The 24,136-nt window shown below is 63.8% G+C and carries 25 protein-coding genes and 2 pseudogenes; 15 read left to right on the forward strand and 12 right to left on the reverse strand.

The genetic code is table 11. The features are described from left to right. Positions 1–30: 30 nt before the first annotated feature. Both L8H00_RS17225 and L8H00_RS17230 read right to left on the reverse strand, forming a co-directional pair. Complete coding sequence (locus tag L8H00_RS17225) at positions 31–798, reverse strand: SDR family NAD(P)-dependent oxidoreductase (RefSeq protein ID WP_242098538.1); 768 nt, start codon at positions 796–798, stop codon at positions 31–33. A gap of 19 nt (positions 799–817) precedes the next feature. Continuing rightward, positions 818–2,059, reverse strand: coding sequence for a thiolase family protein (locus tag L8H00_RS17230; protein WP_242098539.1), 1,242 nt, complete (start codon positions 2,057–2,059; stop codon positions 818–820). Positions 2,060–2,148: 89 nt separating this feature from the next. On the opposite strand from L8H00_RS17230, the gene L8H00_RS17235 reads away from it, so the two are divergent. Next, entirely contained in the window at positions 2,149–3,117 is a 969-nt protein-coding gene (locus tag L8H00_RS17235; protein WP_242098540.1) for a nitronate monooxygenase, read from the forward strand. Between the two features lie 4 nt (positions 3,118–3,121). Here L8H00_RS17235 and L8H00_RS17240 read toward each other — a convergent pair whose 3' ends face one another. Further along, entirely contained in the window at positions 3,122–3,748 is a 627-nt protein-coding gene (locus tag L8H00_RS17240; protein WP_242098541.1) for a TetR/AcrR family transcriptional regulator, read from the reverse strand. 184 nt (positions 3,749–3,932) lie between these two features. Here L8H00_RS17240 and L8H00_RS17245 point away from each other — a divergent pair, with 184 nt between their 5' ends. The 3 genes from L8H00_RS17245 to L8H00_RS17255 all read left to right on the forward strand — a co-directional run bounded on the left by L8H00_RS17245 (position 3,933) and on the right by L8H00_RS17255 (position 8,026). Then, the gene (locus L8H00_RS17245; RefSeq protein WP_242098558.1) at positions 3,933–6,323 is read left to right on the forward strand and encodes a TonB-dependent receptor; all 2,391 of its coding nucleotides are present in this window, start codon (positions 3,933–3,935) and stop codon (positions 6,321–6,323) included. Positions 6,324–6,425: 102 nt separating this feature from the next. Further along, a complete protein-coding gene (locus tag L8H00_RS17250) occupies positions 6,426–7,238 on the forward strand; it encodes an alpha/beta fold hydrolase (RefSeq protein WP_242098542.1) in 813 nt (270 codons plus the stop codon). Then, complete coding sequence (locus tag L8H00_RS17255) at positions 7,235–8,026, forward strand: enoyl-CoA hydratase/isomerase family protein (RefSeq protein ID WP_242098543.1); 792 nt, start codon at positions 7,235–7,237, stop codon at positions 8,024–8,026. Before L8H00_RS17250 ends, L8H00_RS17255 begins: the two co-directional genes overlap by 4 nt. Positions 8,027–8,244: 218 nt before the next feature. On the opposite strand, the gene L8H00_RS17260 is transcribed toward L8H00_RS17255, so the two are convergent. Continuing rightward, a complete protein-coding gene (locus tag L8H00_RS17260; protein ID WP_242098544.1) occupies positions 8,245–8,805 on the reverse strand; it encodes a recombinase family protein in 561 nt (186 codons plus the stop codon). A gap of 238 nt (positions 8,806–9,043) precedes the next feature. Between L8H00_RS17260 and L8H00_RS17265 the strand changes: the two genes are divergently transcribed. The 6 genes from L8H00_RS17265 to L8H00_RS17290 all read left to right on the forward strand — a co-directional run bounded on the left by L8H00_RS17265 (position 9,044) and on the right by L8H00_RS17290 (position 14,757). Beyond that, positions 9,044–9,331: an AbrB/MazE/SpoVT family DNA-binding domain-containing protein gene (locus L8H00_RS17265; protein ID WP_242098559.1), complete on the forward strand. Its 288-nt coding sequence runs from the start codon at positions 9,044–9,046 to the stop codon at positions 9,329–9,331. Further along, positions 9,328–9,714: a type II toxin-antitoxin system VapC family toxin gene (locus tag L8H00_RS17270; protein WP_242098545.1), complete on the forward strand. Its 387-nt coding sequence runs from the start codon at positions 9,328–9,330 to the stop codon at positions 9,712–9,714. Before L8H00_RS17265 ends, L8H00_RS17270 begins: the two co-directional genes overlap by 4 nt. Before the next feature lie 243 nt (positions 9,715–9,957). Further along, positions 9,958–10,716 carry a hypothetical protein gene (locus tag L8H00_RS17275; RefSeq protein ID WP_242098546.1) on the forward strand — a complete coding sequence of 253 codons (759 nt, stop codon included), beginning with the start codon at positions 9,958–9,960 and terminating at the stop codon, positions 10,714–10,716. Then, on the forward strand, positions 10,713–11,360 hold the full coding sequence (locus L8H00_RS17280; protein WP_242098547.1) for an RES domain-containing protein: 648 nt from the start codon (positions 10,713–10,715) through the stop codon (positions 11,358–11,360). The genes L8H00_RS17275 and L8H00_RS17280 overlap by 4 nt, the downstream gene beginning before the upstream one ends. 109 nt (positions 11,361–11,469) lie before the next feature. Continuing rightward, complete coding sequence (locus tag L8H00_RS17285; protein ID WP_242098548.1) at positions 11,470–11,736, forward strand: hypothetical protein; 267 nt, start codon at positions 11,470–11,472, stop codon at positions 11,734–11,736. Positions 11,737–11,775: 39 nt separating this feature from the next. Further along, positions 11,776–14,757, forward strand: a complete 2,982-nt coding sequence (locus L8H00_RS17290; protein WP_242098549.1) for a TrlF family AAA-like ATPase — start codon at positions 11,776–11,778, stop codon at positions 14,755–14,757. A gap of 149 nt (positions 14,758–14,906) precedes the next feature. Here L8H00_RS17290 and L8H00_RS17295 read toward each other — a convergent pair whose 3' ends face one another. From L8H00_RS17295 to L8H00_RS17325, 7 genes and pseudogenes are all read right to left on the reverse strand, one after another. Further along, positions 14,907–15,395: a hypothetical protein gene (locus L8H00_RS17295; protein WP_242098550.1), complete on the reverse strand. Its 489-nt coding sequence runs from the start codon at positions 15,393–15,395 to the stop codon at positions 14,907–14,909. Next, the gene (locus L8H00_RS17300; protein WP_242098551.1) at positions 15,388–15,747 is read right to left on the reverse strand and encodes a hypothetical protein; all 360 of its coding nucleotides are present in this window, start codon (positions 15,745–15,747) and stop codon (positions 15,388–15,390) included. Before L8H00_RS17300 ends, L8H00_RS17295 begins: the two co-directional genes overlap by 8 nt. A 103-nt stretch (positions 15,748–15,850) precedes the next feature. Continuing rightward, positions 15,851–16,138: a hypothetical protein gene (locus L8H00_RS17305; protein ID WP_242098552.1), complete on the reverse strand. Its 288-nt coding sequence runs from the start codon at positions 16,136–16,138 to the stop codon at positions 15,851–15,853. Positions 16,139–16,141: 3 nt separating this feature from the next. After that, a pseudogene (locus L8H00_RS17310) lies at positions 16,142–16,810 on the reverse strand (OB-fold nucleic acid binding domain-containing protein); the annotation flags it as partial. A gap of 102 nt (positions 16,811–16,912) precedes the next feature. Next, positions 16,913–17,626: pseudogene (locus L8H00_RS19020) on the reverse strand (DNA polymerase Y family protein); the annotation flags it as partial. Next, on the reverse strand, positions 17,541–18,302 hold the full coding sequence (locus L8H00_RS17320; protein ID WP_242098553.1) for a protein ImuA: 762 nt from the start codon (positions 18,300–18,302) through the stop codon (positions 17,541–17,543). The gene L8H00_RS17320 and the pseudogene L8H00_RS19020, both read right to left, overlap by 86 nt. A gap of 648 nt (positions 18,303–18,950) precedes the next feature. After that, positions 18,951–19,127 carry a hypothetical protein gene (locus tag L8H00_RS17325; protein WP_165954594.1) on the reverse strand — a complete coding sequence of 59 codons (177 nt, stop codon included), beginning with the start codon at positions 19,125–19,127 and terminating at the stop codon, positions 18,951–18,953. Between L8H00_RS17325 and L8H00_RS17330 the strand changes: the two genes are divergently transcribed. The 5 genes from L8H00_RS17330 to L8H00_RS17350 all read left to right on the forward strand — a co-directional run bounded on the left by L8H00_RS17330 (position 19,109) and on the right by L8H00_RS17350 (position 22,868). Further along, positions 19,109–19,435, forward strand: a complete 327-nt coding sequence (locus tag L8H00_RS17330) for an HU family DNA-binding protein (RefSeq protein WP_260171630.1) — start codon at positions 19,109–19,111, stop codon at positions 19,433–19,435. The two genes, L8H00_RS17325 and L8H00_RS17330, sit on opposite strands and share 19 nt — an antisense overlap. A gap of 48 nt (positions 19,436–19,483) precedes the next feature. Next, positions 19,484–20,113 carry an SOS response-associated peptidase family protein gene (locus L8H00_RS17335; RefSeq protein WP_242098554.1) on the forward strand — a complete coding sequence of 210 codons (630 nt, stop codon included), beginning with the start codon at positions 19,484–19,486 and terminating at the stop codon, positions 20,111–20,113. A 137-nt stretch (positions 20,114–20,250) separates the two neighbouring features. Next, a complete protein-coding gene (locus L8H00_RS17340) occupies positions 20,251–21,402 on the forward strand; it encodes an XRE family transcriptional regulator (RefSeq protein ID WP_242098555.1) in 1,152 nt (383 codons plus the stop codon). Between the two features lie 10 nt (positions 21,403–21,412). Then, on the forward strand, positions 21,413–21,907 hold the full coding sequence (locus tag L8H00_RS17345; RefSeq protein ID WP_221211882.1) for a DUF4411 family protein: 495 nt from the start codon (positions 21,413–21,415) through the stop codon (positions 21,905–21,907). A 1-nt stretch (position 21,908) separates the two neighbouring features. Then, a complete protein-coding gene (locus tag L8H00_RS17350) occupies positions 21,909–22,868 on the forward strand; it encodes a DUF4365 domain-containing protein (RefSeq protein ID WP_133192288.1) in 960 nt (319 codons plus the stop codon). Between the two features lie 613 nt (positions 22,869–23,481). Here the strand turns inward: L8H00_RS17350 and L8H00_RS17355 are convergent. Then, on the reverse strand, positions 23,482–23,991 hold the full coding sequence (locus L8H00_RS17355; RefSeq protein WP_133192284.1) for a hypothetical protein: 510 nt from the start codon (positions 23,989–23,991) through the stop codon (positions 23,482–23,484). Positions 23,992–24,136: the final 145 nt, after the last annotated feature.

The following is a 24,136-nucleotide window of genomic DNA, read 5'->3' on the forward strand; positions in this document are numbered from 1 at the left end:
GTGGCGACCAGCTTGGCCCATCGTCCCGCCCTACCGCGCCGTCATCCGCGCGCCGCCGTCGAGGTCTATGACGGTGGCGTTCAAATAGGCATTCTCCGCGATGTGCCGGACCAGCGCGCCGAACTCGGTCGGTCGGCCCATGCGGTTCGGGAATAGGATCGTCTTGTCTATCAGCGACTGCGCGACCTGCGGCGGCAGGCCCGCGATCATCGCCGTCTCGAACACCCCTGGCGAGATCGTGACGACCCGGATGCCATGCGGCGCGAGATCGCGGGCGACGGGCAGCGTAAGCCCGATCACCCCCGCCTTGCTGGCGCTGTAGGCCGCTTGACCGACCTGCCCCTGCGTGGCCGCGCCCGATGCGGTGTTGACGATGACTCCGCGCTCGCCGCTGTCGGGATCGGGCGCGTTCTCCACCATCTGCGCGGCCGCGAGCCGGATGAGGTTGAAGCTGCCCGTTAGATTGATCGCGATGACCTTGTCCCACGTCGGCAAGGGAAACGGCGCGCCCTTGGAAACGGTCTTGGCGGCGTCTGCCACGCCGGCGCAGTTCACGGCTAGATACGGCCTGCCGAGCGCCGCCACGGCAGCGTCGAGCGCCGCGCTGACGCTGGCCGCGTCGGCCACGTCGACGATGTGGGCGAAGCAGCCCAGTTCGGTCCGGACGGCATCGAGGGCGGCGATATCACGGTCGAGCGCCGCCACGCGCGCGCCCGCGGCCGCCAGCGCGCGGCAGGTGTCGAGCCCGAGGCCCGACCCCGCGCCGGTCACGACCGCCATTCTCCCCTGAAGTCTCACCGCCGCCCTCCCTGCCCGTTCATCGCGCCAGCACGGTGATGCACGCGACCGCTTCCTCGATCCCGTGCAGCCCGCCGCCATTCTCCGCCAGCGCCACCCGCGCGCCCTCGACCTGGCGCGGCCCCGCCTCGCCGCGCAACTGGGTGACCAGCTCGTGTAGCTGCGCGAGCCCGGTGGCCCCGACCGGGTGCCCCTTCGACTCCAGTCCGCCCGACGGATTCACCGGAATGGCACCGCTGATCGAGGTCGCGCCGCTTTCGGAGAACGCCCCGCCCTCGCCGAAGCCGCAAAAGCCGAGATTCTCGATTTGGATGATCTCGCCGACCGCAGTCGCGTCATGGACCTCGGCGACGTCGACGTCGCGGGGCCCGACTCCCGCGCGCTCATAGGCGCGCGTCGCGCCCAGCGCGGTCAGGTGCCGCCTGACGTCGAGCGGGTCGCGGTCGCTCCCCGTCTGGACGACGCTGGCGAGCACGCGGACCGCGCGCGACCGGCTTGCGCCCGCGCGGGCGAGGCCCCGCTCGCTCGCCAGGATCACCGCCGCCGCGCCGTCCGAGATCGGCGAACACATCGGCAAGGTGAGCGGATAGGTGATCGGCGGAGCGGCGAGCACGTCGTCGATCGAGTAATCGTCGCGAAATTGGGAGAGCGGGTTGTGGACCGAATGGTGGTGGTTCTTCGCCGCCACTGCCGCGATCTGGCGCTGCGTGGTGCCGTATTCGCGCATGTGCTGGCGAGCGAACGCCGCGTAGACGTCCATGAAGGCGCTGTACGGCTTGGGCGAGGTCGTGCCGTTGGGCACGTCCAGCCCTGCGCCCAGCGCGCGCAGCCGTGCGTGGGTGCCCTCCGCGTCACCGACGTCCATGCCGCTGTCGAACGCGGACATCATCCGCGACCGGTCCTGCGAGAACAGCTTCTCGGCCCCGAGCGCGAGCACGATGTGCGCTTCGCCCGCCCTGATCTGCGCGACGGCGAGCGCGAAGGCCGAGCTGGCGCTCGCGCAGGCGTTCTCGACGTTGAACACGGGAATGCCGCCGATGCCCATCTCGCGTAGCGCGATCTGGCCGCGGACCATGTGCTGGCCGTCCATATGGCCCTGGGCGGCGTTAGCGAAGAACGCCGCCTCGATCGCGGACGCCTCTATGCCCGCGTCCGCGAGCGCCGCCGCGACCGCCTCGGCGCTCATCCGCTTGACGCTCCAATCGAGCAGGCGACCAAAGCGCGTCATGCCGCTGCCGATGATGTACACGTCGCCGCTCAAGACGATCCCGCTCCCGCTTGCTTGTTGCGACCCCTTGGAATACGTTTCTACCAACGAGTCAAATACATTGTTCGTGGAGCCGTGCAGCTATGAGCGAGATCAGATATGGGCGACCCGGACTCGCCGCCGAGATGCGGTCGGGACTGCGGGTGCCGGTGATAGCGGGCCCGATGTTCCTGGTGTCCGGTCCCGACCTGATCGCGGCGACGTGCCGCGCCGGCGTGATCGGCGCGTTGCCGGCGCTCAATGCCCGTACCAGCGACATCTTCGATGGCTGGCTGACCGATCTGGCCGCTTCGCTGCCCGCTCACGCGGCGCCCTATGCGGTCAACCTCATCGTCCACCGGTCAAACCCGCGGCTGGAAGCCGACCTGGACATCACCGCGCGTCACAAGGCACCGGTCATCATCGCCTCGATCGGCAACCCGGCTCCGGTCATTGACCGCGTGAAGGGCTATGGCGGCGTCGTACTGTCGGATGTCGCCACCGTGCGGCACGCCCGCCGCGCCGCAGAGAGCGGTGCCGATGGCCTGATCCTGCTGTGCGCCGGCGCTGGCGGCAACACGGGGTGGATGAGTCCCTTCGCGTTCCTGACCGAGGTGCGCGCCTTCTTCGATGGGCCGGTCATCTTGGCCGGCGCGCTGTCGCGTGGCGAGCATATCCGGGCCGCCGAACTGCTGGGTGCGGACATGGCGCTTCTCGGAACACCGTTCATCGCCGCCGAAGAGAGCCTCGCGTCGACAGACTACCGTCAGATGCTGGTGGACAGCAATGCCGACGATATCGTGCTCACCGCCGAGATCACCGGCATTCCCGCCAACATGCTTCGCAAGAGCCTCGATAGGACCGGTTTCCGCCCGGACGAGCAGCATAAGGGACAGAAATTCGACGTCGTCACCGAAACCAGCACGCTTCGCGCGTGGCGCGACATCTGGAGCGCGGGACACGGGGTGGGCGACGTCAGGTCAATCGAGCCCGCCGCGTCGATCGTGGCGCGGCTGGCGGTCGGTTACGACCGCGCCGCGGCGCGTCCGGGCCTGAACGCCCGCGTCGCCTAGGCGCTCACGTCGCGCGAATGCCTTGAGACAGCAGATCGACGAACGTGTCGCTGACCTGCTGTCCCGTCCGCTCTCCGCCCGGATCGAACCAGCGGGTCATCCAATTGACCGCGCCCAGGAAGAAGAAGACGGTCAGCTTCGGGTCGAGCCTCCGGACCGACCCGTCCTTCATGCCCTCTTCCAGCAGCTCGCGCAGCGTCCGGTCGAACCTGGCGCGCCGCGCCGCAATGACCTTGCGATTATGCGGCTCGAGCGCATCGAACTCGGTCAGAACTGCCAGCGTCCCCGCCTCGCCGACCAGCAGGTCGATATAGGTCCGCGCCAACAGCACCATGCGATCGAACCCAGTTCCTTTGGCCTGGAGCGCGATGGCCGACGCCTGGTCGGCAAGATCGTTCGAGATGACATGGCATTCAAAAAGGATGTCCTGCTTGCTCTTCACGTAATAATAAAGGGCGGCCTTGGTGACGCCGAGCTCCTGGGCCACGTCGATGAGCGAGGTGTCGTGATAGCCCCTAGCGCTAAAGGCCCGCGCGGCCTCGCGGATCAGCGCTGCCCGCTTCGCGCCGAACTGCTCGTCGGAGCTTTGCACCGCGTTCTTCCAGACGGCTTCTCGTTTCGGACGCGCCAATAGACTTCCTCGCTGCTCCGACCCGCCATCCCGCATAGCGCCTCCCCTATCAAGTAGGCTGTCTGGTAGCGTTTCACTAACCAATAGGAAGGTTGGTTGACTCGCCGGTCGAATCGCAACAATGTGACGCTAGCGGATCGGTGCGGAGAAGCGCCGACCGTCAGGAGAGGAGGACGTCGTGGCGATGAAGCAGATGAACATGTCCGGTCGGACCTGGAAGCCGGCGCTGGCGGGCGGCTGCGCCCTGGCTGCGATCCTCACGACACCGTCAGCCCACGCGCAGACCGCCGAGCAAGCCCAAGGCGAGCAGCCTGCCGCGCTGGCTGCTCAGGGTGCGGCTGCGCCCGAGCAGGCGGATTCCGCAACCGATATCGTCGTCACGGCGCGCAAGCGCTCCGAATACGCCCGTGACGTGCCGATCGCCGTAACCGCGATCCTGGGGGCGCAGCTCCAGGCAAAGAACATCACGCAGATAATCGACCTCGCGTCTGTGACGCCCAACTTCCAGTTCAGCTACGGCGCGGTGCAGCCGTTCATCTTCATCCGGGGCTTCGGCTCGGGCGCGAATGCCTCCTTTGAGCAGTCGGTAGGCAAGTTCGTGGACAACGTCTCGTTCGGGCGTGACCAGGACGGTCGCATCCCGATCTTCGACGTCGAGCGCCTGGAGGTCCTGAAAGGTCCGCAGGTCATCGCGTTTGGCAATAGCGCCACAGTCGGCGCCCTGAACATCACCACGCGCAAGCCCGGCGCGTCCTTTGCGGCAGACGGCTCGATCGGCTACGAGTTCAACGAGCACGAAGTGCAGGCGCAGGGAGGCGTGACCGCGCCACTTGCAGACTGGGCGAGCCTCCGCGTCGCGGGCCTGTTTCAGGATCTCGCCCACGGGCAGCTATACAATCCGCTGCTCGGCCGCAACGAACCGACCGTCCGCAATTGGGCGGTACGGCCGACGCTCAGGCTTACACCCGCGCCCGGCCTCGAGATCATGCTGCACGGCGAGTACGACCACGTCCGCACGTTCGGCAACGCGGTCCAGCCGATCGCCCAACCGCTGCGCCCGGGCGCACTGCTCTATCCCGAGGTCAACGACCCCGACGTCCGGCGCAACGATTTCGAACGCTCGCCCACCGCGTCATCCGAACTGAGCGGCATGAACGCGCAGCTCTATCAAGGGGACATCCGCTACGACGTACTCGGTGGCACACTGGCGTCCACCACCGCGTTCCGCAAGACGCTGTCGGTGACGCAGTTCGGCACCGAAGGGCCGAACGACAGCCAGCCTTATTTCAACTCGCTCAACCAGCGCTACCAGCAGTTCAGCCAGGAGCTGCGCTTCAACGGCACCTTCGGTGCCCTTGATGCCAGCCTGGGCGCCTATTATCAACGCGATACGCTGCACATCAATCTGATCCAAGAGTTCCAGCTTGCAGGCTACGGCCTGACCGGTGCCGCCGCGACTCCGTTCGGCCGCATCGCAACCTATGACCAGCGCACTAGCAGCTATTCGGGCTTCGCCGACCTGACGTATCGGCTGACCAGCGCATTGAGTGTCGCCGCCGGTGTCCGCTACAGCCACATCGATAAGACCGCCGGGCAGGCGATCTTCGCCGCGCCGATCATCCCGGGCCTGGGACTTTACACTAGCCGCGACGAGCTATTGCAGGCGCGTTCCGAGGCGCTCGCGCCGCTGCTGTCGCCCGTCACCGGTTCGACCGAGCACACCTTCCCCTTCGGCGCGCTCGCCCTCGCCGAGGATCACTGGCAGCCGCAGGTGATCGTGCAGTATAAACTCGATCCCACCAACAACGTCTATGCCAAGTACGTGAAAGGCGACAAGGTCGGCGGGTTCGACTTCCTGTACGCCGGCACCGATCCGAACGCCGCCCGTTTCCGCCCCGAGGAGGCGCAGTCGGTAGAGGTCGGGTTCAAGGGGCTGGTCCTGAACCGCAAGCTCGAATACGCGATCGACATCTATCGGACAACGTTCACCTCGCTCCAGCAGTCGGTGTTCTCCAACCTGGTGTTCGTCGTCTCCAACGTCGGCAAGGCCCGCTCACAGGGGGTCGAGGCAGACGTGACACTTCGGCCTGTGACGGACCTGCGCATCGGGCTAGGCGGCAGCTACCTCGATGCGAAGTTCATCGACTTCCCCGGCGCGGCCTGCAACAGCGTCGAGAACTTGGCGACGCCGCGCGGCTGCTCTCAGAACCTGTCCAACACCCCGACCCAATATGCCTCGAAGTGGACCGGCACTGCCAGCATCGATTACCAGCGGCCGATCGGCAGCGGCACCTACAAGCTGGGCGGTGGGCTATCGGTCCTCGCGCGGTCGAAATACAATGCCGGTGCCTATAACGACCCGCGCATGGTCCAGCCGGGATACGCGCAGCTCGACGGGCATCTGGACCTGCTGCCGACCGACGGCATCTGGACGCTTTCGCTGTTCGCGCGCAACCTCACCGACAAGCGGGTACTCGACTATGCGGTCCTCGCGCCCGCGCAGAGCACGGCCATCTTCGGTACCTACGGCCGCGAGCGCCAGATTGGCCTGCGCGTTTCCGTCAATGTTCACTAGTTAACGTTGCGCAGCGTGTCGGACCGAGCATGTCTCCAGAAAGTGATCCGTGGCGGCCTCGCATTGACCGTCGAGAGTGCGGGTCCGGTCGATGCGCGGTGCGTGCTGCTGCTGCACGGCGGTGCCCAGACGCGCAGGAGCTGGGACAGAACGGCTGACGCCTTGATCGCTGCGGGATACCGCGTCGTTCGGTACGACGCTCGCGGGCACGGCGACAGCGACTGGGCTCCCGATGGCGACTACTCGCTCGATGCGTTCAGGGACGACCTCCTGACGATCTATTCGCACGTCACCAGCGGGCCACTGGCGATCGTGGGTGCGTCGATCGGCGGCATCGTGGCCTTGCACGCCGTCGCCACCGCTGAATTGTCGATCAGGGCGTTGGTTATCGCCGATATCGTGCTCCGCCCCGCAAGGGAGGGAGATGCCGGGATCTTGCGCTTGGCGGAGCTGAGCGAAACCGGGTTCGCGAACGTCGAAGCTGCGGCAGCGGCGCTTTCCACCGCCTTCCCGGATGAGACCCGAGCTAATCCCGCCGGGTTGAGCCGACAATTACGTCTCCTAGATGGACGTTGGTGGTGGCGATGGGATCCGCGCCTGCTGGGCGCTCCCGATCGGCTCCGGCTGCCGGACTTCGCACCGGCGGAGGCCGCCGTTGCAGCGGGGGTGGCTTGTCCAGTTCTGTTGCTACGCGGCGCTCGCAGCCCGGTCGTCGATGATGCCGGCGTCGATCACCTGCAATCGTTCATACCCGGCCTTTGCGTCGAGGTGATTGAGGACGCAGGGCACCAGATCGCCCGTGACCAAGGCCGGGTTTTCGCCGATCGGGTGCGTCGGTTCCTTCAGCACCATCTCCCTATTATGACAGGCGCCTATGGGCGCCTGTCCGCAAGGGCCATCGGAGCAACTTCATGAACGATTTGGTCGTCTCCTACGCCATGCGGGGTTCCGCCGCGTGGATCACGCTCGACCGCCCGGCGGAGCTGAACGCATTGAGCGGGCCCATGATCGATGAGATCGGGCTAGCGCTCGACCGGGCGGAAGCTGACGGAGCGGTGCGCTGCGTCGTTTTCACCGGAGCGGGGCGCGCATTTTGCGCGGGCGCCGACCTGAAGTTCGTCCATGCGATGCCGGCAGAGCAGCGGACCGTCGCGACCGCCGAGTTCCTAGCGCGCGCGACCGCGCTGATGAGCAGGATCGAAAGCCTGCCAAAACCGGTCATCGCGGCCGTGAACGGCGTCGCGACCGCAGGCGGAACGGAGTTGCTGCTCTGCTGCGATCTTATCATTGCCGCGGATAATGCTCGGATAGGCGACGGCCACGCCAACTACGGCCTGCTGCCCGGCGCGGGTGCCTCTGTGCGGTTACCGCGACGGATCGGGCTTAGTCACGCCAAATACCTGTTCTTTACAGGTGATTTGATGCCGGTGACCCACCGAATTTTTGCGCAGTTCGTAACTGACGTCGTCCCTGCAGAACGGCTAGTCGAAGCCGTTGACCGCGTCGCCGACAAGATCGCGTCAAAGAGCCCGATCGGGCTACGTCATATGAAGATGCTGGCCGACCGATCTCTCGATCTCAGTCTAGTTGATGCATTGCGGGCTGAAGCTCGTTCAAACATCGACTACATAGCGACCGACGATCGAAACGAGGGACTCACAGCTTTCATAGAGCGGCGCTTGCCTGTGTTCCAAGGGCGATGACTCGGTTGTTAGCCCCACTCTTCTGAAAACTGCAACTTTTGCGCTAAAGACGGCTGCTTGAGCTTGTCGTACTTTCATTGTTTAGTTTCAAAAAGGCGCGCGGCTAAGCGGCACGCTGGCTGGCCCCGACCATATGACGGCTGATGGGGTCGCACGGGCTTGGGCCAGACCCGCGCTTGCCGCTGCTGATCGGTCTATAAGTCGAAGGAAGCCACAGCCTATCCCGTTCGCGATAGTTCGGGCATGACTCTGTACACCGACGAGCGGGACACGCCTAGCCGCCGCGCGATTGCCGCGGGCCCTAGTCTTTCATCTAGATGCAAACGCCTGACCTCTGCCGGGTCGATAGTCGCGGGGCGTCCCTTATAGATGCCCCGTGCCTTAGCCAAGGCGATCCCTTCCATCTGTCGCTCGCGACGCAGGTTCGTCTCGAACTCGGCGAATACGCCCAGCATGTCGAGGAACGCCTTGCCCGCGGCCGTACCGGTATCGATCGGCTGCTCGGTCGCCTTCAGGGCCACGCCTCTGCCCTTCAACTCGTGTACGATATTTTGCAGGTCCCGCAGCGACCGCGCCAGCCGGTCGACGCGAGTGACCACCAGTGTGTCGCCCTCGCGCAGAAATTGGAGCAGCAGATCGAGTTCGACCCGGCCCTCGAGCTTGGTGGCCGTCTTCTTCTCCGCCCGGATCACCTGGCAGCCTGCCGCGCGCAGCGCGCGTTCCTGGATCGAGTAGTCCTGATCGGTCGCGGACACGCGCGCGTAGCCATATAAGGCCATGTTGATCCCTAAGTGTCCCGTGTGGGTCTAAACTCACGACAATTATCGTCCGGAAACGCGCCAGGCAACCCTAATCGGACGTAAGAAGCTGCGCCAAGCTGCTGTCCTGTTTGAGTATACCCAAATTGACGCATGGCGGATACCTAGTTGCCGAGTCTGGAACGTCGCCACCTTGTGCCACATCGCTGGTGTTGGCATACAGCATTTGGGGACACACGAAGGATATCTAACGGTGGCAATGCAGACCATAGACATCAAGGTGGCCGGCAACGGCCGCATGATCCTGCCTGCCTCGGTGCGGAAGGCGATGGGCCTGCATGGAGATGCCAAGGTCATCCTGACGATTGAGGACGATCAGGTGCGCCTGTCCCCGATCGGGCACGGTGTGTCACGTGCGCAGGCGCTCTACCGCGAACATGCCAAGCAGGCGCGCACGACCGACGACTTCCTGGGTGACCGAAAGGCCGAAGCTGCCGCAGAGCTTGATGAGGCCGCATCCGGTGACGAGGATCGGGACGCACAATGACGTCCGTCGTCCTTGACGCATCCGCGGTGCTGGCGCTGGTTCGGGACGAACCAGGTGCCGACACGGTCGCACCCCATGTCGGGCGTGCTGCCATCTCGGCGGTCAACCTCCAGGAGGTCATCAAGGAGTTGCTGCTCAGCGGGCTCGATGAAGCCACCACTCGCGAACTGCTGGACGAACTACGCCTCGATGTCCGCGCGCATGATGTCGGTGCAGCTTACGCGGCTGCGGGTCTTCACGCGCAGACGCGCCAGTACGGTCGTGGTCTAGGTGATCGGTCCTGCCTGGCGCTGGCCATGCAACTCGGCGCCCCTGCCCTTACCGCCGATCGCGAGTGGAAGAAGGTTCGGGTCAAGAACCTGAAGGTCGAGCACATCCGGTAATCGGGAGACGGGCGCAGGTGCGACAAAGCTGAGCGTAGCGAGGTCCGCAAACGTCCACTCTTTTACGTGAACGTCCACCATTTCAGGTGCGGCGTCCGCTCTGCAAAAGCGTCCGCTGTTTCAGGAAAACCGACATGGTTAGATCGCTTATGTGTTAGCATGGCTAAGCGCCATTGCCTCCGTGGGGTGGCAATTTTGGTTAGTTCGGTTATATGTTAGCGAGACTAACCACAGGAGCTGTCCATGGCGACCCTCGCCACCGCTGTCGATCCGGGTACCTTCGCCAAGCTGGTGTTCGCCAGCCTGGTCGAAACCGCGCGCGCCAAGCCGGCCAAGCGGCGCGGGGCTCCGCGTTCCGAGGCCGCCAGCGACACCTTATATATAGCACCTACTGTTGAGGGCTTCTCCGAACAGTATCGAACCGCCGTCGATCACGCGATCGAGCAGATGACCGCCACGGGCATCGCAGCCGACCCGGATCGACAGGCACTCTACGCGATCGTCGACAAGCTGTTGCCGGATGTCCGCGCGCGGCATCTCGAGCGCAAGATCGAGCAGCTCCTCGACGTCCTGGCCGATACCCATGATCCGATGGCCGAGTTCCATACCGCAGTCGCGGCTGACAACACCGCCATCCGCCAGCGCTTCATGCACGAGGTCGAGACGCTGACCTCGGCCGAGGTCGCAGCGCGCGCCGGGCATGAAGCCAAGAACCGCCACCAGACCGCCGCGCGCTGGAAGGGGCAAGCTCGCGTCTTCGCGGTTTCCTACCAGGGACAGGACCGCTTTCCGGCATTCCAATTCGATGCCGACGGCAAGCCGCTTCCCCTCATCAAGAAGGTCCTCGAGGTTCTGCCGGCCAACCGAACGCCTTGGCAAACTGCTTTCTGGTTTGTGTCGTCAAACTCGTGGCTCGGTGGTCCCGCGCCACGGGAACTGCTCGACGATACGGCGGCCGTCCTGGAAGCCGCGGCGCGTGAGAGCGACGAGACCGGCGGGTGACAGCGCTGGCGCCGACCGGCATCGTCCCCAAACCACCGACAGCCTTTCCGACCCACGTCACCGATCTGGCCGTAGGCGCAGTCCTCTGGCGAATCCATGCGGAGAGCCTTGCCGGGGACGCGTTCAACCCCGGCTTCGGCTTCTCGCGGTTTGCGCCGATCGGACCCGTGCGAAAGCGGGTGCCAACCGCCTATGCCGCGGAAGAGTTCGAGGCGGCGGTGTACGAGACGATCTTCCATGATCTCGATCCGGCGCAGTCTTTCAAGACGTACCCGCTCAGCAAGCTCGCCGACGTTCGCTGCTCGGTGCTGCGCGTCGCCAACCCGCTGGGGCTGCGCTCCTTTCTCGCCCCCGATCTGATGAAGCTCGGCGTCGCCCGCAATCAGCTGATCGATACGCCCGCGCGGGAGTTCCCGGCCACGCGGCGCTGGTCTGCGGCGCTACACCGCAAGGATGCCGTTACGCTCGGGATGGTCTGGGAGTCTCGCGCCTATCCTTCGTCGCTGGCGATGATGTTCTTCGGCGATCGCGTGCCGCACGAGGCGCTCAGCGTGGTCAGCACCGTCCGGATTGACGCCGACCCCAGCCTTGCCGTCAGGTTCAAGTCACTCGCCGATAGATCCGGCGTCACTCTTATCGTCTAGTCGGACCGAAAACTGCCGCCCCGTGCTCGCTCACTCGGCCCCGGTGACGTAACACCGCAGGATCGGATAGGCGCAGAGGGATGCGTCGAGCTCAATGGATCAAGTGCATATGGCGGTAACAAACCTCGACAAGCCGCAGACGTTCGACACCGAAGCAGGCCCTGTAACCATTACAGGGATTGACTTGAATGCGCCGGCGGAGAGGTGTGTCAAGGGATACATCAGGGACAAGGCTGACGTACGCATCACACATACCTTGGAATACAACTTAAATGGTGTCGTCAAGAGCGGAAGGTCGGCGCTCAATCTCGATATGCGGAACGATAAAGAGGCCAAGCTGATGCGCTTTCTCGATGAAACGAGAAGACGCTCCTGAACAACGTCCAGCTTCGCGCAGATCAGGTGGTGACAGACTATGGCTCAGGTGACTTCGGCTCCAATTACGTCAATCGGCGCGCAATGGCACCGCTGGGAGCCGCACGTCCACGCGCCTGGCACCAAGCTCAACGATCAGTTTGGCGGCGCAAACTCGTGGGATGAGTACCTCGAGCGGCTGGAACAGGCGACGCCGGCGCTGCGAGCGATCGGGGTCACCGACTATTACAGCCTCGACTGCTACGAGCGCCTGACGGCTGCGAAAAACGATGGAAGGCTGCAGGACTGCGCACTTCTCTTCCCGAACATCGAGATGCGCCTCGGCGTCGGCACGGTCCGCAATGCCTTCGTGAATATTCATCTTCTGGTTAGTCCCGAAAGCGATGACCATGTCAGCCAGATCCGTCGCTTTCTTGCTCGACTGAGCCTACGCGCACACGGCGAGACCTTCTCCTGCACGCCGGACGAGCTGGCTGATCTCGGCCGACGCAGCGATCCCGCTATCAGCGATCCCGCGGCGGCGCTGGCTGAGGGGTCGCGCCAGTTCAAGGTGTCGTTCGATCAGCTCCGCGACGCGTTCGCCAACAGTGACTGGGCCCAAGCTAACGTGCTTATCGCCGTGGCAGGCGGCAGCACCGACGGCGTCTCGGGCGTGCGCGATGCGGCCGATCGCACGCTGCGCCAAGAGATCGAGGCTTTCGCTCACATCATCTTCGCTAGCACCCCCTCCCAGCGCGACTTTTGGCTAGGTGACAAGACGTCGCCCGCCGATGTCATAGGGCGTTTCGGCGCGCTGAAGCCCTGCCTTCACGGTAGCGATGCGCACAGCCTGGAAAAGGTCGCTACCCCAGACCTTAAGCGTTATTCGTGGATCAAGGGCAGTCCGCATTTCGACGCGCTAAGACAGGCACAAATCGAGCCGGCGGGGCGCACCTGGATCGGGGACACGCCGCCCGCGCACGCCGGGTCCTCGCAAGTGCTGTCCGAGGTAGAACTCATCGATGCCCCTTGGGCGGTCACACCCAAAATCCCGCTCAATCCTGGACTGGTAGCCATTATCGGCGCCCGCGGATCTGGTAAGACTGCGCTGGCCGATGCGATCGCGCACGGCTGCGATGCCAGCGACGATCCGCCGAACACAATGTCATTTCTCGCCCGTGCGCGTGATCTGCTCGATGGCAACAACGTCCGGCTGGTTTGGGGTGACGGAACCGTCGACATGCGCGCGCTCGACGGCAGCCATGATCCAGTCGCCTCGGATTATCCCAAGGCTCGCTACCTCTCCCAGCAGTTCGTTGACGCGCTCTGCTCGGCGGACGGGATGACCGACGCGCTGCTGGCCGAGATCGAGCGTGTTGTCTTTGACGCGCATGATCCCGACACGCGCGACGGCGCTATCGATTTCCAGGAATTACTCGACGCGCTGGTCAGCCGTCACCGCCTTTCACGCGGGCGCGAAGAGGAAGCGTTGGTCACACTATCTGACCTCATCGGCAACGAAATCGAAAAGACCAAAGCGGTGAGCACGCTCGTGAAGCAGGTCGAGGACAAGCGCCTCGCCGTGAAGCGCTACACCGCCGATCGCGGGCGCCTAGTAGCCAAAGGCAGCGAGGCCCGCGCGGAGCGACTGGCTTACGTTGCGACGGCTGCGGAAAAGGTTGCCGGCAATGTGCGCTGGTTCGTCAATCGGGAAGCGGCTCTTCTGAAGCTCCGGGACGAGGTAACCGACCTGCGCACCAATCGGGCGCCTGCCACGCTACGCGTGACCAAGGAGCGGCATCAAGCAGCCCGGATCAAAGATCCCGAGTGGTGCCCGTTCCTTCTGAACTATGAAGGTGACGTCGACGCCTTCATTGAGGCCCAGGTTGCGGACGCCAAATCAGGTGCTGAGGGCTGGCGTGGCAGGCCCGTATCTCCCCCTGCTGATCCGACGACTGCGCTCGTAGCCGACGATGTTGATCTGGCACAGCAGACCCAGGCAGTTCTCGACGCTGAGGTCGCGCGACTTACGCGCCTAGTGGCGCTCGACACCGATACGCAGAAGCGCTTCATGACGCTGACGCAGAAGATCGCGGCGGAGAATGTCGAGCTTGGAAAGATGGTCGATCGTCTCACCGATTGTCAGGGCGCCAAAACCAGGATCCCGCCGCTGCTGCGCGATCGCGAGGACGGCTATGCACGCGTTTTCGACTACATTCTCGCGGAAGAGCAGGTTCTGCGGGAGCTCTATGCGCCGATCCGCAAGAGGCTTGAAGCTGAGGGTGGAACGCTAGCCAAGTTGTCATTCAGTGTGCGCCGATCCGTAAATGTTGAGCGCTGGGCTATCGAGGGCGAGAAGCTGCTAGATCTGCGTCGAATGGGTGCGTTCCAGGGGCGCGGCTCCGTAGCTGCGCGAGCCGAGCGCGGCCTAGCATCTGCTTGGCGCACTGGCGATGCGCACGCGGTCACCGTAGCCATGGCCGCGTTCCGCGACGACAATCAGGACGAACTGCTGGAGGCCGCGCGCGTACCAAAGGGCAATCCGACTGATTACCGTAGCTGGCTGAAAAGCTTTGCTAAGTGGCTTTACAGCACCGACCATATCCAGGTGCGCTATAGCGTCGATTATGACGGCACCGACATCCGAAGCCTTTCTCCGGGGACGCGCGGGATCGTACTTCTCCTGCTGTACCTGGCGCTTGATACAGGCGACGACCGTCCGCTGATCATCGATCAGCCCGAGGAGAACCTCGACCCTAAGTCAATCTATGACGAGCTCGTGGGGCTGTTCATCGCCGCCAAGGCAAAGCGTCAGGTGATCATGGTGACGCACAACGCCAACCTGGTCATCAATACCGACGCCGATCAAATAATCATCGCCGAGGCGGGCCCCCGTGAGGCGGGAGGATTACCTGGGATCAGCTACATGGCGGGTGGTCTGGAGGACGCAGCGATCCGAGAGCGTGTTTGCGAAATTCTGGAAGGCGGCGAGCACGCTTTTCGCGAGCGGGCGCGCCGGTTGCGCGTCCGATTCAAGCGCTGAAGGCAGGGCCAGCAACCCCGGCGTCCAGTGAGAGGGTGGGGCCTGTCCGTGAGATTCAAGGTAAGTAAAGGCCGTGTGCAGGCGAGCGTAAGTTCGTGCTTTCGGGTAGATAACCGTCCCCGCTCGCCACCAAGCGCGCCGAGAAGCTGCTACCCGGACTTCCGCTTCAACGATCCGACTCGGCTAAGTCGCATTTCATTGAAGATCTTCAGGGCGGCGGTGGACGAGATGTATATATAAGGATGGGCTGTAATCGATCCGACCTCGCGCTCGGTGTCGATGTGATTTCCGCCAACATAGGCATAGCACCCGCCTTGGACAAACCTTGTCAGAAACGGTTTGAGAGCGTCAGCCTTTCTCAGTTCATATTCCTTGTTCTCGAATGTGACCCAGCGCAGATTGTTGCGCGACCTGACCGTACGCTCCGCTGATTCAACGATGTTGACCCACGTTCCTATTAGCTGGACGACGTAGAACTTGGTAGAATGTTCTACGCGGTGACGATTATCGCCTTGTGGCTGTTGCTGAAGATCGCTTGCTCCTTGGCGCAGGGAGCGCCCGGCGAACTGATCGTCGATCGCTATTGTCGGACGCGCAGCAAGCTCGGCGCGAGTAGGCTGGCGTGTCTTCTTAGACATGCGCGCCCCTGATCCCTGCCGCCTCGTAGCGGGCGAACGGATTCTCCCGATCCCACTTCACCGGCATTGCCGCCCGCAATCCCTGCGCGTTGAGGCTGGCGTCCTCGTGGTGACTTAGAAGGCCGAGCCGATACCAGCGGTTGAGATACGCACCGATGCTCGCGCGCGTCAGCTCGACGTCGCCGGCGAACAATGCTGCCACGATGACGCCAATCGGAACAGCATGGTCGACGACCAGCTTCACGTTCCGATCGCGCGCCGCAAACCGGCGCTGGTAGGTAGCGGGATCTCGCGCAGCATTTTCAAGGATCGCGCTCGCTCCTGCCGATCGGAAATCGAGCGCGTCGAGCATCTGGACGCGCGCGAGTGCGGAGGGATTGTTGAACCAGCGTGGCCGATCGCCCCGACTACGATGGTGGTCATGCTGCACGGAGGTTCGTTTCTCTGCCGCCTGCTCACAGCGGCGAAACGTCCTCGTACCGCCCCGCTTTCCGCAGCTGCCTCACAATGCCGTTGAAGGCCGCGGTCACGCCCTGGGCGCGCCCAATCTCGTTCGCCTGCGAGGCAGCGTCCCAGTAGAGCTCGAGCGGCCAGCGCTCAGGGCAGTGCGGCAGCAGGCAGCGCAGCGCTAGCCGCACCTCCATCCCGTCGACCGTCGTCTCCGAACATTTCGCCACGCCGGCGCGCAGGATGTGCACCGACAGCGCGATTACGACGCGCTGATGCTTAGGCAGCGTCGACACGGATCAGTGAAAGTCGTGCGACTTGAAGCGCACGACGTCCTCAGGATCCATGCCCTCGGCGTGGGGCGGCCAGTAGCAGTTGCGTGGCTCCGGGCTCCACTCCTTGTCTCCGCGGTCGGGTGACCCGGGATGCTGAGCGGCATCTCCGCGGCCGGTGCGATGCGGAAAAGACATATCGCCAACCCGGTGAAGCAGGTCGCCGTGGTCGACGATACGGTCGCAAATGACGTGGATCACCTCGCCTTCCTTCTGCACGCGCCCCTTCAGGCCGACCATAGAAGCCGACATCACGGTGCGACGCTGTGCCTCGAAACGGTCGGGCCAGAGGATCCCGTTGGCGACGCCGGTTTCGTCCTCGATCGTGATGAAAAGCACGCCCTTCGCAGAACCGGGCTTCTGTCGGACCAGGATGATGCCGGCGACCTCGACGTGGCGGCCGTCGCGGACGCTGGCGAGATCCGCGCAGCGTGTCACACCGCGGCGCGTCAGCTCGTCGCGCACGAATGACAGCGGATGCGCGCGGAGCGACAGCTGCAGGTTGCGGTAATCCTCGATCACCTCGCGGCCGTCGGTAAGCGAGCGCAGCTGCACCTCGGGCTCGATCCCCTCTGCGCTCTGCGTTTCGGCCGCGCGATCGGCTGCGGCGAACAGCGGCAGCGGCGCCTCGCCGAGCCGCAACGCCACGATCGGGAGCGGCGCCAGTGCGTCGGCAGTTGCGCCCGGCTCAGCGCGGATCAGATCGCTGCGGCCAAAACGCGCGAGCGCGTGCGCCGCGCCTGGAGTGTCCGCAACCGCCACGCGCGCAGTAAAGCCCGCTCGCCTACAGAACGCGATGAGACGCCTGCAGAAGCGCTCCTCGCCGCCATGCAGGTGCTCGGACCCGGCGAGATCAATCCAAAGACCATCGCTTGGCGAAACCGCAGCGATCGGCGACCAGCGGCGCACCGCCAGCAGCGAGAGCCGGTCGAGCAGGGCGGCGTCGGCTTTCGGATCCGCCGGACGGAAATCCAGATCGGACACGAGCGCGCGCGCGTGGGTCGCGGCCATCCCTGGATGCACGCCAAGCGCACGTGCGCCATCGCAGGCGGCGACCACCTCCTCACGTCGACCGACCTTGTCGATCAGCGCGATCGGTGCGTGCTCGAGCGGCTTGGCGGCGGGCATGCTGATGCGCGGTGCAGGCGTTGCCGCCTTGTAGGGATGGCTAGCTGTCTCAGAGCGCCGGCCGAGCTCCCGCATTGGTGGCTGCGCGTGCGTCGGGAGCGTCGCGATCTGCGCCTCGATGTCGCCGCGCGATGGCACACCCTCGCGCGCCCAACGCGCTCCTGGCCGCCATCCTCCGCCCCGCGGCACCGAACAGGCGCCGGGGTCGTCATCTACCGGCAGCTCGAGGACAGGCCGGTTAGGCTGCCGCGAAGCGGACCGTTCCAACCGTCTCAGCCGCTCCACGGCCAAGCTCGGCAGGAACAGCGAGACGACCCGTCTCATCGCTGCCCTCCACAATCAGGGAGAAGCCTTCACCCCCACGCTGGCGGACGCACTCGACCGCCCATCTCGATCTTCCCACGCCCGCGACACTCAACCGCTCGGACGGCACGGCACCGATCCGCCAGCGTGTCCACGCGGCGGATGGCTCGGCAAACACGTCTTGGTTTAGGCCGCGCGTGCGGCGAAGTAGCAACACGGGCATGTCGGCGTCCGCTGCGACGAGCTGCAGGCGGCGCGTCGCTACCATCGAGACCTTGCTCGCCTCCGCGACGATCGCCGCGGGTGTGCCGTCGCGTATAGCGTCCTCGACCACCGCCAGCAGCGCAGCGTCGTCGCGTGGCTGCGCGTAGATCACGTTCGCCGACGGCAATCCCGCTTGCTCGAGCGCCGGAGCGTACAGGTCGGCGCGGCAGCTCGCCCACAACACTGGCCCGCCTGCCCCTGCCGCTTCGCGCGCGGCGATGCCGGCGAGAAAGAGCGTGGTGGCGGCGTCGTCGACCAGCGCGGCGCTCCGCGCAGTCGCTTCGTGCAGCGCGCCGGCGCGCAGCCCCCCTCCCCCGAGCCGGCTGTCGAGCGCGTCTACGCCGAACGGCATGACGCGATGATCCGCGGCCGGCGTGGCGATCGTCCGCAGATGCGCTATGCTGGGCGCTAAGGATTCGAGGACGGCGGACATAAGGAACTAGACTCTACTCGTTCCCTTTATGTTCCGTTAATGGATACCGCTGGTCAAGCTCGGATCGGCTCGGTTCATCGATTCAGGCGGAACGGCACCGCAACGAAGCGCAAACAAACAGGGAAAAAATATCTTCCCATGGGCGGCGGCGTCACTCATAGAATACGGATGCCGATCCGCCCCGAAAACCGTTGGCTTTACCCAATCGACTGGTAGCAGCTGTCGGGCACGATCCGGTTCGAGCGCGCCGGCAGACGCTGTGAGCAGTGCAGTCGACCGCACCTACGGCGCGTTGCGCATCTCGGCGATGGTCGTTGGTGGGACGCGGAGGCGGCTTGCTGGCGTTCGGACCGCGGCAAGCGGGTTGCTGTCAAAGGAGGCTTCACTCTTGCCAGCGTGCGGATGACCTATGTTGCGCTGGCGTGCGCTCACCTCGATCACGACCCGGGCAACAGCGCACCCGCGAATTTGCGGGCTCTCTGCCAGCGGTACCACATGATCCACGACGGACCCGAGCATCGTTGGCAGCGCTGGTGGAACGCCTTTCGACAGCGTGCGCTGCGGGACCTGTACGAGGATCCTAGGATCACACGATTGCATCACGCTGGTCGCTAGCTCCGCGCACGAAAGGCCGGAAGGAGTAGCGGATCAGAGGTCGATGTTTCGATCCTTCATCGCCTGAGCGGCGACATCGCCGATTGGCCCAATTCCGCCGACGTTGTTGTAAACCACCGTCACGTCGTGGTCGGTGAGCTTCTCGAGCATCATCCGAACGGCCGCTTCGTTTGCCGCATCCAGCACCGTCGTTGTGTCGTCGCTCGTCATCGGTAAGGGTCTTCCCGGTTTTCCAAGGGAGCAATAGCATGAACATCGGTGACCTGGCCAAGGGTGTCGCGAGCGCAACGGGCGCAAGCGAGGCGGACGCGAAGAAGACGATCACTGCAGTGTTTGACCAGATCGCTGCCGCGGCCGCCAAGGGCGAAGAGGTGTCGATCAATGGCTTCGGCAAGTTCACCGTGAAGGATCGGCCCGAGCGCGAGGGTCGCAACCCGGCGACTGGCGAGAGCATGACGATCGCGGCGTCGAAGAAGGTGGCGTTCACTGCGGCGAAGGGCTTGAAGGACAAGCTTTGAGGCGTGCGCGCCGGCGGGGCAGCTCGCCGGCGCCGACAGGAGGCGCGGATGTGCAATCGGTATCGGCTCACGGCTAAGCAGGCCGAGGTGATGGCCACGTTTGGCATTCGGCCGCCCTATGAGCCTGACGAGACCTTCCCTCCCAGCGACATCTTTCCGACGGGCAAGAAGACTCCCTTCTATGGTGTGGTCATGGTCAAGGACGGCGACGAGCGCCGTGCCGAGCGCATGGAGTGGGGCGTCCCGACGCAAGTCCCGAGTAAGCGCGACCCGGCGGTCAAATTGACGAAGTACGTAACGAACGTCAGGAATTTGCGCTCACCTTTTTGGAAGTCGATGCTAACGACGCCTGCTCGGCGCTGCCTGGTGCCTGTCACCTCGTTCTCCGAATATGGCCTTGCGCCCGGCGAGGACGGAAAGAAGCCGCTGCATTGGTTCGATGTGCCAAGCCGGCCGATTTTTGCCTTTGCAGGCATCTGGCGACCGACAGAGCGGGGCAACGCCTACGGATTCCTCACAACCGAGCCGAACGCGATTGTGGCCCCGATCCACCCCAAGGCTATGCCGGTGATCCTCCATGACGAGGATTACGACCGCTGGTTGACTGCTCCTTGGGAGGAGGTCAGCGAGCTCGTTGCTCCCTACCCATCTCAGTTGATGACGATCTCGCAGGACTAGGCCTAGAAGCGCTCGTAGCGTTCGTAAGGACCGCGTGTTGCCGGGTTCTCGAACGCCAACCGCCAGCTAGGGCCTGACAGACGCCTCGCTAGTGTCCATAACGATCCAGCCAAGCCGTGGAGTTCGCCGAGCCTAAGATGCCGAAGGTCAATCCTCAGATCCTGTCATGGGCGCGCGAAAGCGCGGGCCTGACGCTTGAGGACGCCGCGCGAGGTATCGGGCTCGCCGGCGAGAGCGCATCTGCGCGCCTTGCGGAGATGGAAAATGGCGATCGGGAGCCGAGCCGGCCGCAGCTGCTGAAGATGGCTGATCGTTACAGGCGGCCGTTGCTAACCTTCTACCTTCCGGAGCCGCCGGCAGCCGCGGCTAGGGCCCACGACTTTCGCACGCTGCGACAGCGTGAGGTCGGGGCGGAGGCGACGGTCGATGCGCTGGTGCGTGACGTGCGAACGCGACAGGCGCTCGTGCGCGGTGCGCTGGAAGATGCGGAGGAAGCCGAACGTCGCACGTTCGTCGGATCCGTGGATCCTCGGGCCGGACCCGATGGCCTCGCTGCGGCGATGGCGGATCTTCTCGCGCTGGATCGCACCGCATACCGAGAGGCGCGCACTATCGAGCAGGCGTTCCGCATTCTCCGCGATGCTGTCGAAGCCACTGGCGTCTATGTCCTGCTGATCGGCAATCTCGGGAGCTATCGAAGCAACCTGAGCCCTGGTGTGTTTCGTGGCATGGCGCTCGCGGATGACGTCGCGCCCTTCATCGTCATCAACGAGACGGATTCCAAAACGGCGTGGCCCTTCACTCTCCTGCACGAGCTGGGGCACGTGTTGCTCGGACAGAGTGGGATCAGCGGCTATGATAGCGAGCAAGCCATCGAGCGCCTCTGCGACGACGCTGCCGCTCGTTTTCTGCTGGTTCGCGATGAGCTGCGCGAGATCGACGTTGATGTCGCTTTCGAGGATCTCGTCGAGCAGATCGGCGCCTTTGCCAGCGCCCGGAAGGTCAGCCGGAAGATGGTGGCGTACAATTTGCTGCGTGAGAGGTTGATCGACGCTGCAATGTACCGACGGTTGGCTGATCGTTTCGACGAAGATCGTCGCGAGTTTCCTCAGAGGGCCGGCAAGGGTGCTCCTGACTATTATGTCGTGCGGCGTCACCGGGTTGGCCAAGGCCTGCTAAGTCTGGTCGACCGCATGGTCGCTGGTGGCGCGCTGACCACCACCAAGGCGGGCAAGGTCCTCGGCGTGAAGCCGACGGCAATCGGTCGCATGACCGAATTAACGGCATAGCGGGGTCGGGTTGCTGTACCTCCTGGACGCCGACACACTCATCACCGGGGACCGCCGCGCCTATCCGGTCAAGCGCTTCCCTGTGTTTTGGGACTGGCTGCGTCACCAAGGCACGATCGGCAACGTCAAAATCCCGCTCGAGCAGTATGAGGAAGTTGTTTCCGGGCGCGGCGATATCGTTGAGTGGCTGTGCATGGAGGAGAGCAAGGCAGCGCTCGTGCTTGCCGAGGAGCTTGATCCCGCGCTGGTCGCAGACACTATAATGGCGGGCTATGGACCGCTCGACGAAAATGGCGTCGAGTTGGTTGGCCGCGATCCCTTCCTTATCTCCTACGGGCGCCTCGAACCGGGCGAACGTACCGTCGTCAGTTTCGAGGTCTCGAAGCCGAGCAAGCAGGGAGCCAACCGCAAGGTGCCTGACGTTTGCAAAGGCTTCGGAGTGCCGTGCTGTTCTCTGTTCGACATGATCGAAGCTTTAGACTTCACTACCGGCTGGCAGCCCTAAGATGGCCCTACCTGAGTACTCACGAGAGGCTGCCCTGGCCGCACTCGGCGTCAGGATCGTCGACGAGACTGTCGAGGGCAATCTCGGCCACCTATTTCGGCCCAAAGAACGGGCTGATCTTGGAATTGACGGCGAAATTGAACTGCTCTCCAGCGAATCTGACGGAAAGCGTCGCGGCACAGGCCGGCTGATAGCTGTTCAGATAAAATGTGGTCACAGCTTTTTCGCAGAGGAAAAGGACGACCACTTCGTTTTTCGTGGTGAGATGAAGCACCTAGATTACTGGCTGGGCTTCTCGGTGCCTGTTATCGTAGTGATATGCCATCCGGACACACGAGACGCCTACTGGTCAGAAGTCAATCCCGGGCTTGTTGAACTAACCGAGACCGGTTGGAAGATACCTATAGCAAAGACGAGCACGCTGGCAGGATCACTGACCACGCTTGAGTCAGTCGCGCGGCGAAATTACCTAAGGAGCGTAATTGACCTAGCCGCGCAAAGGTGGATTCATGGAAAACACGCTGAACGGGTCGAGTTCTGCGGTATTTTCGCCTTGCCTCGAGATTATAGAGGTGCCGACCATCTTGTTACAATTGGCGAGGAAACGGTTCAGTTACAGTTTCTGGTTGCTCGATATGGTAGGTTCGAGACCGAGAGGCTCTCGGACCTGCTGGATGAATATCCGAGTAACGCCATATATGGGGAGCGGATAGTTCTAGCGCTTATTGCGGAGCATCCGTCCGCATTTGCCTTATCTGACGATTTCCAGAAGCTAGTAAGCAGCGCTGTTCCGATAACTATCTACAGGCTCCTGTTCAACCGTTATTCCTGCGAGGTAGGCGAGCTTAACGATGATGGCCTGATCGACGATGAATACTACAAAGGTGAGCCGGTCTGGAGCTACGGCGAAGAGGAGTGGCTGGCTTCACGTTACCTACCATTTTATATCCGAGACACCTGATCGCGCTTTTAATGCGCACTAAGTATTAGATCGCAATTGGGATAAGCTGAAAGAGGGAGGCCTGCGAAACCGCCTATTGAGCGCTCTGGTCGAACTCATTCGCCCTATTGCATCTCTAGCACGACCACTCTTCTGACAGGCGGTCTGGTGGCCCATGCTGGCGATGCGACATGGCTCCCGTTGGAAACTTCTTTCCGGATCGCGGAAAAAGGTTTCCATTCAAGTCGGCTCGCGACCGGGCGATAGCTGGTCGGATGCACCCCATCTCGGGTGGGTTCCTGGGCGAGCGGGACTACCCTGTCGCCGAACCGAACGGCGACTTTCGTCACGATTAGAGCTGCAGAACGCTCATACGGGACGAGCCACGTCACGCGGGGCGCCCGGGTTCGTGCGCGCACCACGATCAAGCTGTGTTCCAGGCGCGGGTCTCCCACATCGTTCGAGCCTAGCGCGATCAGAGCGACTACCGGCGCGGTGCCGCCCTGCCACTCCCTCGCCAAGCCGCTCGCATGCGCTCCAACGCGCGCGTGAACCTCGCATCGGATGCCCTGCAGCGCGAGTGCGTCTGCGGTGCCCGCAGCCGTGCTGTCGCCAAGGACAAGGCAGAGCGGTATCATGAGCGCTCAGCCTGAACTTTCGGGAATGGCGTTCCCACTCGCGTGCGACCTGCCATTTCGTCGTAGGCGAGCAATCCGATTACTGCGACAGCAACGCCGGCGATGCCGAAGAGCCCGCGCGCCAGACCGATCGCGCGTGCCGCCCTGCCGCGGCGAAGTGTGCGCCAGCCTCGATCGATCGAGGTGCGCCAAGACAGCCAACCGTCCGCGATGTCGCAGGCCCCGAACATGGCGATCGGTATGGCGATCGCTGGGATTATATGGCGCGTCTCGACCGGGTTGAAGGCAATCAAGGCCATCGTGATCAGGAGCACCACGAAAGCGGCAGCGTAGATCACGGTGTAGACAGGTCGAAGGTGGAAGATGCGCGCGCTCGGCTGAGCAAGGTAGCGCACGATCGGGCGCCTGCAGGTATCGCAGGCTAGCATCGCCTGCCCGAGCGGCCAGCGTCGCATTTCTGCATGGCAGTACGGGCACGTCGGCCGCGGCAGGCTCATCATGTTCATGGCAATTGCGCCAGCTGCACGGCGCTCGGAAGGCCAGCACGTATCTCGGTCGCGATTTCCGGTAGGCACACCCAGTTTGCGAACATCGGGTTCCAGACCGCCCTTCCCTTAGAGCCCGACCGAAAATTGAGTTGAGCGATTTCAT

It is taken from the genome of Sphingomonas sp. CROZ-RG-20F-R02-07, assembly GCF_022662335.1.
GTDB lineage: Bacteria > Pseudomonadota > Alphaproteobacteria > Sphingomonadales > Sphingomonadaceae > Sphingomonas.